We start from the raw sequence: 12,395 nt of genomic DNA, 5'->3' as shown, positions 1-12,395 counted from the left end.
AGTTAGGGTCGTTCGCCAGACGTCTCGGCAGTTAATGGTGCTTTTTGGTGATAATTATCACAGAAGAGACGCGTATAATTTGCGAGGCGAATTAATTTGTCATTACACTGCGCAACGTGAAGTGTAGTGTCAATCAACCCCTGCGGCTGACAATAAAAAGCAAGCGGCGCAGGGCGACAAGCCAGTCTCATAGGGGGAAAGGACAAATGTTAGGTTACTTACAGAAGGTTGGCCGCGCGCTGATGGTGCCGGTAGCGACCCTGCCGGCAGCGGCGATATTAATGGGGGTCGGCTACTGGCTCGATCCGGACGCCTGGGGCGCAAGCAACGCGCTCGCCGCGCTGCTGATAAAATCGGGCGCGGCCATTATTGAGCATATGTCCGTACTCTTTGCTATCGGCGTGGCTTATGGGCTGTCAAAAGATAAAGACGGCGCAGCGGCACTGACCGGCTTCGTCGGTTTTCTGGTGGTGACGACGCTCTGCTCGCCGGCTGCCGTATCGATGATCCAAAAAATACCGCTGGATCAGGTGCCCGCCGCCTTCGGCAAAATCGAAAACCAGTTTGTCGGCATCATGGTGGGCATTATCTCCGCGGAGGTCTATAACCGCTTTAGCCATGTCGAACTGCCGAAGGCGCTCTCTTTCTTCAGCGGACGCCGCCTGGTGCCTATCCTCGTCTCATTCCTGATGATCGCGGTTGCCTTCATTCTGATGTATATCTGGCCGCTGATCTTTAACGGACTGGTGAGCTTTGGCGAACATATTCAGAAGCTGGGCTCGGTCGGCGCGGGCGTCTACGCCTTCTTTAACCGTTTGCTGATCCCGGTCGGCCTGCATCATGCGCTTAACTCGGTGTTCTGGTTCGACGTCGCGGGCATCAACGATATTCCTAAATTCCTCGGCGGCGCGCAGTCAATCGCTAACGGCACCGGCATTGTCGGCATCACGGGACGCTATCAGGCGGGCTTCTTCCCGATCATGATGTTCGGCCTGCCTGGCGCGGCGCTGGCGATCTATCACTGCGCGCGACCGGAAAACCGCGTTAAAGTCGGCAGCATCATGCTGGCCGCGGCCTTCGCGGCCTTCTTCACCGGCATTACCGAGCCGCTGGAGTTCTCCTTTATGTTCGTCGCGCCGGTGCTTTACGTCATCCACGCGGTGCTGACCGGCATCTCGGTATTTATCGCCGCCAGCATGCACTGGATCGCCGGCTTCGGCTTTAGCGCCGGTCTGGTGGATATGGTGCTGTCGAGCCGCAACCCGCTGGCGACCCACTGGTGGATGCTGATCCCGCAGGGCATCGTCTTTTTTGCGCTCTACTATGTGGTATTCCGCTTCACGATTAAAAAATTCAACCTGATGACGCCGGGCCGCGAGCTGGCGGTGGCGGGCGACGAAACGGACGGCTACGACGTTAACGTCGACACAACCGACAACGGCGAGAGCGCGACCGAATCGCTGGCGCGTCGCTATATCGGCGCCGTCGGCGGCTCCGATAACCTGACCGGCATCGACGCCTGTATCACGCGTCTGCGTCTCAACGTAAAAGACTCGGCGCAGGTCAATGAGTCCGTCGCTAAACATCTGGGCGCGTCCGGCGTTATCCGCCTGAATAAACAGAGCGTGCAGGTGATTGTCGGCACCCAGGCGGAAAGCATCGCCACCGCGATGAAAAAAGTGCTGACAAAAGGGCCGGTCGCCTCGGCGGGCGGCGCTTCAGCAGCGCCTGCCGCGCCTGCGGCAAAACCGCAGGCCGTGCTGAATCGCGAGACCAAAACCATCGTGACGCTGATGGCGCCGGTGAGCGGCGAAGTGGTCGCGCTGGAGGCGGTGCCTGACGAAGCCTTCGCCAGCAAGGCGGTAGGCGAAGGGCTGGCGATCAAGCCGAGCGGTAAAACCGTGGTGGCGCCGGTTGCCGGCACCGTGGTGAAGATCTTCGACACCAATCATGCCTTCTGCCTGGAAACCAGCAGCGGCGTCGAAATTGTGGTGCATATGGGCCTCGACACCGTGGCGCTGGGCGGCAAAGGCTTTACCCGCCTGGTGGAAGAGGGCGCAACGGTCGCGGCGGGTCAGCCGGTGCTGGAGATGGATCTTGATTTCCTTAACGGCAACGCACGTTCGATGATCAGTCCGGTGGTAGTCAGCAACAGCGAAGATTTCGCCGGGCTGACGCTGCTGGCGACCGGCACGGTAGTAGCTGGCGAAACCCCGCTTTACGAGGTAAAAGGCTAAGCCCCTAACCGCATCGCCATAAAAAAAAGCAGGCAGGAAGCGATTCCTGCCTTTTTTCGTTTTATCGCCTTAACAAACCGGTTGTTTCCCTTCGACGCTTTGTGGATCATACTCCGTTACTTCGTGGTACAAACCACCCGCTATACGTATTGAGGATTGAGAGATGAGTGAGGCTGAAGCCCGCCCAACTAACTTTATTCGTCAGATCATCGACGAAGATTTGGCGAGCGGCAAGCACAGTAGCGTGCATACCCGTTTTCCGCCTGAGCCCAATGGCTACCTGCATATCGGCCATGCTAAATCGATCTGCCTGAACTTCGGCATCGCTCAGGACTATCAGGGGCAGTGCAACCTGCGTTTCGACGATACCAACCCGGTTAAAGAGGATATGGAGTTCGTCGAGTCCATCAAGCGCGACGTGCAATGGCTGGGCTTTGAGTGGAGTGGTGACGTTCGTTATTCCTCAGATTACTTCGATCAGCTTTATCACTACGCGGTTGAACTGATCAATAAAGGTCTGGCCTATGTCGACGAGCTGACGCCGGAAGAGATCCGCGAATATCGCGGCACCCTGACCGCGCCGGGCAAAAACAGCCCCTATCGCGATCGCAGCGTCGAAGAGAACCTGGCGCTGTTCGAAAAAATGCGCAACGGCGAATTCGCCGAGGGTAAAGCCTGCCTGCGCGCCAAAATCGATATGGCGTCCAGCTTTATCGTGATGCGCGATCCGGTGCTCTACCGCATTAAGTTCGCCGAGCATCACCAGACCGGCAAAAAGTGGTGCATCTATCCGATGTACGACTTTACCCACTGCATCTCCGATGCGCTGGAAAATATCACCCATTCGCTCTGTACGCTGGAGTTCCAGGATAACCGTCGCCTCTATGACTGGGTGCTGGATAACATCTCTATACCGGTGCATCCGCGCCAGTATGAGTTTTCGCGTCTTAACCTCGAATATGCGGTGATGTCAAAGCGCAAGCTGACGCAGCTGGTCAGCGAAAACGTAGTGGAAGGCTGGGACGATCCGCGCATGCTGACCGTATCGGGCCTGCGCCGTCGCGGCTACACCGCCGCCTCGATCCGCGAGTTCTGCCGCCGTATCGGCGTTACCAAACAGGATAACGTGGTCGAGATGGCGTCGCTGGAATCCTGCATTCGCGACGATCTGAACGAAAACGCGCCGCGCGCCATGGCGGTGCTCGATCCGCTGAAAGTGGTGATTGAGAACCTGCCGGCCGGCCATAACGAAATCATCACCATGCCGAATCATCCGAACAAGCCGGAGATGGGCACCCGCGAAGTGCCGTTTGGCCGTGAAGTCTGGATCGATCGCGCTGACTTCCGCGAAGAAGCCAATAAGCAGTACAAGCGACTGGTGCTGGGCAAAGAGGTACGCCTGCGCAACGCTTACGTGATCCGCGCCGAGCGCGTGGCAAAAGATGAAGAGGGGAATATCACCTGCATCTACTGCACCTGCGACGTCGATACCCTGAGCAAAGATCCGGCTGACGGCCGCAAGGTGAAAGGCGTGATCCACTGGGTCTCCGCCGACCATGCGCTGCCGGCGGAATTCCGCCTTTACGATCGCCTGTTCAGCGTGCCGAATCCAGGCGCGGAAGAGGATTTCCTGACCACCATCAACCCGAATTCGCTGGAAATTCGTCAGGGATTCGTCGAGCCAGGTTTGCAGAACGCCAGCCCGGAAGCGCCTTACCAGTTTGAGCGTGAAGGCTACTTCTGTGCCGACAGCCACTATTCGCGTCCGAACCAGTTGGTGTTTAACCGCACCGTGGGTCTGCGCGATACCTGGGCGAAAATCGGCGATTAAATTTTTGCATTAACAGCATGATAAAATTACTACAGGGCGAGCAATCGCCCTTTTTTATATCTGCAATTAGCTGCAAGGCAATTTTTTGTTCTGTAACAAATGATTACCGCTTGTCTGACCAGTCTGGGAGTTGTCTGAGTTAACGAAAATTAATCAATTTCCAGATGTGAATTTCGTTTTTTCAGGTAGGCTATTCGCTCTTTGAAGAGGCTATGCGGGCATAAAAAGGAAAAATGATGACGGCTCTTGGTCAGGAAGCAAAACACAGCGTGGTAGTTTTACATCAGTTAATCGAACGTATATTCAATCAGCCTTCAGGCGAAGACGATACCTTCGATCTGCTGCTTTCGCACTTCCATCCCGATTTCCGCATGGTCACGCCGCAGGGTCGGCTGCTCGATTTGAATCAAACGGAAGAGTTGTTTCGTCAGCTGCAGGGGCGTCGCGAAGGCATGCGCATCGCCACCAGCGAACACGCGGTGATCTCTCAGGGCAAAGATGAGGTCACAATTCAGTATCGCGAGCTGCAGATGATGAACGGCAGCGATCAGGCGCGCATCTCGCTGGCGATCCTCGACTGCACCACGTCGATTCCCCGCTGGCGCTATCTGCACGAAACGCTGGTCGGCTGACGGCATAAAAAAAGCCGGTACACAGACCGGCTTGTAGAATTACTGCATAGCACACATCTTTACTGATCGTGGAGCGTTTCGTCTTCGCGGCAATCGCCCAGCGAGCAGTGTCCATAGAGATAGAGGCTGTGGTTCGTCAGCTTGATGCCGTGGCGGGTAGCAATATCTCGCTGGCGCGATTCGATTGATTCGTCGCTAAATTCGATAACTTTACCGCAGTCGAGGCAGATCAGGTGATCGTGATGATGCTGCTGGGTCAGTTCGAAAACCGATTTTCCGCCTTCGAAGTTATGACGCGTAACGATGCCCGCATCGTCAAACTGGTTCAGTACGCGATAAACGGTAGCCAGACCAATCTCTTCGCCCATATCAATCAGGCGTTTATACAGATCTTCCGCGCTGACGTGATGGCACTGAGGTTCCTGAAGCACTTCCAGAATTTTAAGTCTGGGCAGCGTGACTTTCAGGCCAGCCTTCTTTAATGCGGTGTTGTTGTCAGTCATGCGGATATTGTCCTGTTACTTTGCTGGTTACTTGAGGCGCCTTGCCTTGAATGTCGTTCGGTGTCTATTCTCATTTGCGTCTCATTATAGAGGTGAAGTTTTGAAATGAAAACCGAGGGAAACGCCTGAAATCAACACGGGCTGTAAGAAGATGCGTAACGGCGCCGGGCGGAGAAATGCAGGAGGTTCGTTATCATCTCGCTAACTTCCTGACCTCGCGGAAGAAATAAGCAGATAACCGATGTGGGTATTGTACAGAATCAGAGATAAAAGTTAAAAATCTGTAGCTATTATTTCTATAGGAAAAACCATTAACTCAATGTGAGCCAGCGCCCACATTGAGTATGTGGGTAATCAGGCTTCGATGATCGCCTGCAGCTGCAGCTCATCGGAAATCTGCTTAACCCAGGCCTCGACGCGCTGATTGGTCAGTTCCGGCTGACGATCTTCGTCAATCGCCAGGCCGAGGAAGTGCTTGTCGTCCGCCAGACCTTTAGAGGCTTCGAAATGGTAGCCTTCGGTCGGCCAGTGGCCGACGATCACCGCGCCGTTCGGCTCGATAATGTCGCGAATGGTGCCCATCGCGTCGCAGAAATATTCCGCATAGTCTTCCTGATCGCCGCAGCCGAAAAGCGCGACCAGCTTGCCGTTGAAATCGATCTCTTCCAGCGTCGGGAAGAAGTCGTCCCAGTCGCACTGCGCTTCGCCGTAGTACCAGGTCGGAATGCCCAGCAGCAGGATATCGAACGCCTCGAGATCTTCTTTCGTGCTCTTGGCAATGTCATGCACTTCCGCAACCTCTTTGCCCAGTTGTTTCTGGATCATTTTTGCAATGTTTTCGGTGTTGCCGGTATCGCTGCCAAAGAAGATGCCTACGATTGCCATGGGGTAAATAACCTCTTAAATCCTGATAATGAGTGCATGCGCAGAGCGCACAATTAAGCGAATGATAGCAGAGCGGGCAAAAGGGCGGAACTCGAAAAGCCGCTCCATTTGCTTCTGCGTGCGCTTTGCGCTGTTCAGCCCAGTTTGAGTTGCGCCAGCAGCATTTGTTCAATCAGTTCGCTGCGGCTGATGTTGCGCTGCTCAGCCAGGGTGTTTAACGCATCCACGGCTTCGCTGGTCATTTTGAGTTCGACACGACGCAGCCCGCGCACTTTGTCACGTTTCAGTTGATTGCGCTTATTGATGCGCAGCTGTTCATCACGCGAGAGCGGACTGGTTTTCGGTCGACCGGGCCGACGCTCGTTTGCAAACAGATCCAGCGTAGTGCGGTCAGTGTGTTCTTTTGCCATGAGTTAGTAAAACTAGCGGCGCGAGCAGGCGCGTTTATAACGAAATGGGCCATTGCCGCGGCAAAAAAATGAGCAGCGGCAAAATTTAGCGCGCCATCATACTCCAGCCGAAGTGATGACGCCAATGCTAAACCGCGAACGGCAAGCTTTTGCTTTTAAAGCGCAAAAAAGCGGCGGACGCTGCGCAATACGGCATCAGGTTTCTCGGCGTGCACCCAGTGGCCGGCGCCGCTGATGACGTGCGCATGCGCGGCGGGAAACTGACGCAGCAGCGCGTCGCGATGCTGGTTGTCGAGATAGGGCGAGTCGCCGCCGCGTATAAAGAGCGCGGGATGCGGCCAGGGCGGCACCGCTTCCCAGCCAGATATTGTAGCGTAATTTTCCCATAGCGCCGGAACGTTGAAGCGCCACTCGCCATCCTGAAACGATTTAAGAATAAACTGGATGACGCCTTCTTCCTTTATATGAGCACGCATCACCTGCGCGGCCTCGCTGCGCTGGCGCACGCCCGCGTCGCTAACGGCGCGGATGGCGGCGAAAATCTCGTCGTGGCGTCGCGTCTGATAATCTACCGGCGCGATGTCGATCATCACCAGCCTCTCCAGGCGCTGCGGCGCCAGCGCGCTCATCGCCATGGCGATTTTTCCGCCCATTGAGTGGCCGATAACGGCGACGCGATCGATCTGGTGCGCATCCAGGGTGTCGAGCATATCCTGCGCCATGGCGCGATAGCTCATCTCGTCGGCGCGCGGCGACAGGCCGTGGTTGCGCACATCTACCTGTATCAGCGGGCCCGCGTCTTTCAGGCCGCGCGCCAGCACGCCAAGGTTATCCAGACTGCCGAACAGGCCGTGAATAAACAGGATGGGCAAGGAAGCAGCGATTGATTGGTCAGTTTGCAGACGAGCATTTAAAATCATGGCAAAGTTCTTAAGATGGGGACCTTGGGTTAGGTTATCATGCTTTCACCTTTCCAGGCGCGACGACACGGCAGGCTTTAGGGCATATTCCGACTTTTGCCGTCTGAGCGTGCGAAGGCTATCAGCCCGCCTGGATTTAACTTTATAATCCTTATGTTAGAACCCGCCTGTCTCGCCAGCAACCGAGCGTTGCAACGGCGTTTTTCAGGCTGGCGTGGTTCTGTCACGAGTCGAAACCGTACGGAAAAAGATGAAAACGATCGAAGTTGACGAAGACCTCTACCGCTATATCGCCAGCCACACGCAACATATCGGCGAGAGCGCCTCTGACATTTTACGGCGGATGCTAAAATTTAATGCCGGTCAAAGCGCGCCTGCGGCAGCGGCGCCGTTAGCCGCTGGCGACGCGGCGCAAAAAACGATCCAGCCCGTGCGCGCGGAAAACCGCCCGCAGGATCGCGTGCGCGCCGTGCGTGAGCTGCTGCTTTCCGACGAATATGCCGAACAGAAGAAAGCGGTTAATCGCTTTATGATGGTTCTTTCAACGCTCTATCGTCTTGATCCTTCGGCGTTTGCTGAAGCCACTGCGTCGCTGCAGGGCCGTACTCGCGTCTATTTTGCGGGCGACGAGCAAACGCTGTTGCAAAATGGCACCCATACTAAGCCGAAGCATGTCCCCGGCACGCCGTACTGGGTGATAACCAATACCAATACCGGCCGTAAATGCAGCATGGTGGAACACATCATGGTCTCAATGCAGTTCCCGCAGGAGCTGGCAGAGAAAGTTTGCGGCACCATTTAAACTGAAGCGTCAGGGAGAAGCGCCAATGGCCAGTCACCCCCGTGCCGGGCAACCCGCCCAGCAGAGCGATTTGATTAACGTTGCACAGTTAACATCACAGTATTATGTCCTGCAGCCCGACGTGGCGAATCCGGACCATGCGGTGAAATTCGGCACCTCCGGGCATCGCGGCAGCGCAGGACGCCAGAGCTTTAACGAGCACCATATTCTGGCGATCGCGCAGGCCATCGCGGAAGAGCGCAAGAAAAACGGCATTACCGGACCCTGCTATGTCGGTAAAGATACGCACGCGCTCTCTGAGCCGGCGATTCTGTCGGTGCTGGAAGTGCTGGCCGCCAACGGCGTAGACGTCATCGTGCAGCAGGACAACGGCTACACGCCGACGCCGGCTATCTCCAACGCTATTCTTGAGCACAACAAGCAGGGCGGCGCGCAGGCGGACGGCATCGTGATTACGCCGTCGCACAACCCGCCGGAAGATGGCGGCATCAAGTACAACCCGCCGAACGGCGGCCCGGCCGACACCAACGTGACCAAAGTGGTGGAAGATCGCGCCAACCAGCTGATTAAAGCGGGCCTGCAAGAGGTCAAACGTCTGCCGCTGGATCAGGCATGGGCAAGCGGCCGCATCGTCGAGAAAGATCTGATCCAGCCTTACGTAGAAGGGCTGGCACAGGTGATCGACTTCGCCGCTATCCAGAAAGCGGGCCTGAAGCTGGGCGTCGATCCGCTGGGCGGCTCCGGCATGGAGTACTGGAAGCGCATCGCCGAGCACTATCAGCTCGATCTGACCATCGTGAACGACGCCATCGACCAGACCTTCCGCTTTATGCATCTGGATAAAGATGGCGTGGTGCGCATGGACTGCTCTTCCGAATGCGCCATGGCGGGCCTGCTGGCCTATAAAGACAAGTTCGATCTGGCGTTCGGCAACGACCCGGACTATGACCGTCACGGCATCGTTACGCCGGCGGGCCTGATGAACCCGAACCACTATCTGGCCGTGGCGATCAACTATCTGTTCCAGCATCGTCCGCAGTGGGGCAAAGAGGTCGCCGTCGGTAAAACGCTGGTCTCCAGCGCGATGATCGACCGCGTAGTTAACGATATCGGCCGTAAGCTGGTGGAAGTGCCGGTGGGCTTTAAGTGGTTCGTCGACGGTCTGTTCGACGGCAGCTTCGGCTTCGGCGGCGAAGAGAGCGCGGGTGCCTCTTTCCTGCGTTTCGACGGCTCCGCCTGGTCGACCGATAAAGACGGCATCATTCTCTGCCTGCTGGCGGCGGAAATCACCGCGGTTACCGGCAAAAACCCGCAGCAGCACTACGACGAGCTGGCTGCACGCTTCGGCGCGCCGAGCTACAACCGTCTGCAGGCACCTGCGACCTCTGCGCAGAAAGCGGCGCTGTCGAAGCTGTCGCCGGAGATGGTCAGCGCCGACACCCTGGCGGGCGATCCGATCACCGCGCGCCTGACGGCGGCGCCGGGCAACGGCGCCTCTATCGGCGGTCTGAAAGTGATGACGGAAAACGGCTGGTTCGCCGCGCGTCCGTCAGGCACCGAAGACGCCTATAAGATCTACTGCGAAAGCTTCCTGGGCGCGGAGCATCGCGCGCAGATCGAGAAAGAAGCGGTAGAGATCGTCAGCGAAGTGCTGAAAAACGCCTGATAATATTGAGCTGGCTGGTAAACCAGAGGGTTTTTCAGGCGGCTCAATAGTCAAAACGCGGATGGTATGGACCGAAGAGCAAAGCGTCCCGCGACAGGGACAAAAACGCCGGGAGCGTTTTTGAACAACGCAGCGCGTTAGCCCGTTTACGGGCGCACATCAGGGATGAGATGCGTAATCGCGCGGGCCGAGCGAGCATGGAGCCATGGACTTTGCGATCGGTCCATGCCATCCGCGTCTGCACAGTGACACAAGCATCAAGCGCCCCCTGGGCGCTTTTTTTATGGCATAAAGCGGTAGCCGATGCCGGTTTCAGTCAGCAGATGCTTCGGCTGCGCCGGATCCGCCTCCAGCTTCTGCCGCAGATGCGCCATATAGATGCGCAGATAGTGGCTGTGCTCCACCGCATTCGGCCCCCAGACCTGACTCAACAGCTGGCGCTGCGTCAGCACCTTCCCGATATTGCTCAGCAGCACGCCCAGCAGACGAAACTCAATCGGCGTCAGATGCACCTCGCGATCGGCGCGCACCACGCGGCGCGCGGCGAGATCGACGCTAACGTCGGCGAAACGGATCACCGGCTCCGGCTGCTGGCCGGGATGACGACGCAGCGCCACGCGCACGCGCGCCAGCAGCTCGCCAATACCGAAAGGCTTGGTCAGATAGTCGTCTGCGCCGACGTCGAGCGCGTCGATCTTATCCTGCTCGTCTACGCGCGCCGACAGCACAATCACCGGCACGGCGCTCCACTGGCGCAGTTCGCGAATAAAGTCGCGTCCGTCGCCGTCCGGCAGGCCCAAATCGAGGATCACCAGATCGGGCTTGCGCGTCGCCGCCTCAATCAGCCCGCGCTGCAGCGTGTCGGCATCAAATACCTTCAGCGCTTCGCCTTCCAGCGCAAGGCGCACAAAGCGCCGGATCTCTTTTTCATCTTCAACGATTAGTACGGTGGCCACGCAGCGGTGCTCCATGCCTGAAAACCTGGCGCTACTGTAGCAGTAAAATATCCGGCTGCGAATTGATCATAAGGCGATCAAGCCTTTAACCATTCTGTAACTTACTTACACTATTATCTGAAGGTGAGTCTTAAAAGCGAAAAATAGTGGTCGGATGAGTAGTAAAATTACACAGGGAAGCGTAATATCTGAGCAAAATCACATTTCAGTCACAGCTCTCAAGGAGGCCAACGATGTATCAAAAGTATCCTGTGTATAAAGTCCTGTTGCGGCGCGCGCTGGTTGTCCTGCTGGGCGTCGCGGCGCTGCCGGTTATGCTGTTTCGCCAGGATCGGGCACGTTTCTACAGCTATCTTCATCGCATGTGGTGCAAAACCAGCGCTAAGCCGGTCTGGCTGGCGCAGAGTGAAGCCGCCGGCGGCGTCTTCTGGTAATCCCGTTGCATCGCAAAAAAGAGCCCGATTCCCCCATCGGGCTTTGTTGTTTCTGAAGCCCCGTCACAGAGAAAAGCCTCTCCAGCCCTGACTTGAGGCTGTTATTCGTTCAATTTTCAGCTACACTTAAACCTCTACAAGATTTCGGAGGTTGTACAAGTATGAGCGTAAAAATTCCGCTGGGTATCAGTGCCTGCCTGCTGGGAGAGCAAGTCCGTTTCGACGGCGGTCATAAACGTCTGGCGTTTGCCGTCAACGAGCTTGCGCCCTTTGTACGCTTTGAACCGATCTGCCCCGAAATGGCGATAGGCCTGCCGACGCCGCGTCCGGCGCTGCGGCTGGTAAAGCAGGGCGATGAAGAGATCCATCTCTGCTTCAGCAAAGAGGGCGGCGAAGAGCTGACCCAGCAGATGAACGACTGGTCTGCGGAACGGGTTAAATCGCTGCATCACCTGTGCGGCTATATTCTGTGCGCCAAATCGCCCAGCTGCGGTATGGAGCGCGTGCGCGTCTATGAACCCGACACCAACAATAACCGTAAAGCGGGAATGGGACTGTTCGCCGAGAAGCTTAAGGCGGAGCTGCCCTGGCTGCCGGTCGAAGAGGATGGCCGGCTGCACGACCCGGCGCTGCGCGAAAACTTCGTTGGACGTATCTGCGCGCTGCACGAATTTAACCAGATGTGGCGACGCGGGCTTACGCGCGCGCAGCTTATCGCCTTCCACAGCCGCTACAAGCTGCTGATGCTGGCGCATTCGCAGGAGAAATATCGCGAGCTTGGCCCGTTCGTCGCCTCGATGAGCCAGTGGGATTCGCTGGAAGCCTTCGCCTTTGAATACCGTAATCGCATGATGGAACTGCTGTCGCAGCCCGCGTCGCGTCGCAACCACACCAACGTGCTGATGCATGCGCAGGGCTATTTCCGCCGTCAGCTTAGCTCGCCGCAGCGTAAGGAGCTGGCAGAGCTAATCGATCGCTACCGCTGCGGCGTGCAGCCGCTGCTGGCGCCGATTACCATGCTTAAGCACTACATGTCGCAGTATCCGCATCCCTGGCTGACGCAGCAGCGCTACTTCGATCCCTACCCGGAGGCGCTGCGCCTGCGCTACGGCCAGTAAG

Annotated in this window: 12 protein-coding genes; 7 read left to right on the top strand and 5 right to left on the bottom strand. The window is 56.9% G+C overall.

Annotation, left to right across the window (positions count from 1 at the left end; genetic code table 11):
- The first annotated feature begins 206 nt into the window (after nt 1–206).
- The 3 genes from nagE (at nt 207) to JS46_RS12825 (ending at nt 4,700) form a co-directional block, all read left to right on the top strand.
- Nucleotides 207–2,237 (top strand): N-acetylglucosamine-specific PTS transporter subunit IIBC, encoded by a 2,031-nt coding sequence (gene nagE, locus JS46_RS12835; RefSeq protein WP_033751775.1) that lies wholly within the window; start codon nt 207–209, stop codon nt 2,235–2,237.
- Between the two features lie 163 nt (nt 2,238–2,400).
- On the top strand, nt 2,401–4,068 hold the full coding sequence (glnS, locus tag JS46_RS12830; protein WP_033751771.1) for a glutamine--tRNA ligase: 1,668 nt from the start codon (nt 2,401–2,403) through the stop codon (nt 4,066–4,068).
- A 236-nt stretch (nt 4,069–4,304) separates the two neighbouring features.
- Nucleotides 4,305–4,700: a hypothetical protein gene (locus JS46_RS12825; protein ID WP_033751768.1), complete on the top strand. Its 396-nt coding sequence runs from the start codon at nt 4,305–4,307 to the stop codon at nt 4,698–4,700.
- A gap of 59 nt (nt 4,701–4,759) precedes the next feature.
- Here the strand turns inward: JS46_RS12825 and fur are convergent, their stop codons facing one another.
- The 4 genes from fur to ybfF form a co-directional block, all read right to left on the bottom strand.
- Entirely contained in the window at nt 4,760–5,203 is a 444-nt protein-coding gene (fur, locus tag JS46_RS12820) for a ferric iron uptake transcriptional regulator (RefSeq protein WP_033751764.1), read from the bottom strand.
- Nucleotides 5,204–5,557: 354 nt separating this feature from the next.
- Nucleotides 5,558–6,088 (bottom strand): flavodoxin FldA, encoded by a 531-nt coding sequence (gene fldA / locus JS46_RS12815; RefSeq protein WP_033751762.1) that lies wholly within the window; start codon nt 6,086–6,088, stop codon nt 5,558–5,560.
- A 134-nt stretch (nt 6,089–6,222) separates the two neighbouring features.
- Entirely contained in the window at nt 6,223–6,498 is a 276-nt protein-coding gene (ybfE, locus tag JS46_RS12810; protein WP_033751760.1) for a LexA regulated protein, read from the bottom strand.
- A gap of 155 nt (nt 6,499–6,653) precedes the next feature.
- Nucleotides 6,654–7,418: an esterase gene (gene ybfF / locus JS46_RS12805; protein WP_033751757.1), complete on the bottom strand. Its 765-nt coding sequence runs from the start codon at nt 7,416–7,418 to the stop codon at nt 6,654–6,656.
- A gap of 250 nt (nt 7,419–7,668) precedes the next feature.
- Here ybfF and seqA point away from each other — a divergent pair, with 250 nt between their 5' ends.
- Entirely contained in the window at nt 7,669–8,220 is a 552-nt protein-coding gene (gene seqA, locus JS46_RS12800; protein WP_033751754.1) for a replication initiation negative regulator SeqA, read from the top strand.
- Between the two features lie 25 nt (nt 8,221–8,245).
- Nucleotides 8,246–9,886, top strand: a complete 1,641-nt coding sequence (gene pgm / locus JS46_RS12795; protein WP_033751752.1) for a phosphoglucomutase (alpha-D-glucose-1,6-bisphosphate-dependent) — start codon at nt 8,246–8,248, stop codon at nt 9,884–9,886.
- A gap of 281 nt (nt 9,887–10,167) precedes the next feature.
- On the opposite strand, the gene kdpE is transcribed toward pgm, so the two are convergent.
- Nucleotides 10,168–10,842, bottom strand: coding sequence for a two-component system response regulator KdpE (kdpE, locus tag JS46_RS12790; RefSeq protein WP_033751947.1), 675 nt, complete (start codon nt 10,840–10,842; stop codon nt 10,168–10,170).
- 233 nt (nt 10,843–11,075) lie between these two features.
- Here kdpE and JS46_RS12785 point away from each other — a divergent pair, with 233 nt between their 5' ends.
- Entirely contained in the window at nt 11,076–11,276 is a 201-nt protein-coding gene (locus JS46_RS12785; protein WP_033751749.1) for a DUF2517 family protein, read from the top strand.
- A 161-nt stretch (nt 11,277–11,437) separates the two neighbouring features.
- Nucleotides 11,438–12,394: a 2-thiouracil desulfurase family protein gene (locus JS46_RS12780; protein ID WP_033751746.1), complete on the top strand. Its 957-nt coding sequence runs from the start codon at nt 11,438–11,440 to the stop codon at nt 12,392–12,394.
- The last annotated feature ends 1 nt before the right edge of the window (nt 12,395 follow it).

It is taken from the genome of Pantoea sp. NGS-ED-1003, assembly GCF_000738765.1.
GTDB classification, from domain to species: Bacteria; Pseudomonadota; Gammaproteobacteria; order Enterobacterales; family Enterobacteriaceae; genus Pantoea; species Pantoea septica.
The sequence above is the reverse complement of the archived record's forward strand: the minus strand, read 5'-3'. Positions and strand labels throughout refer to the sequence as shown.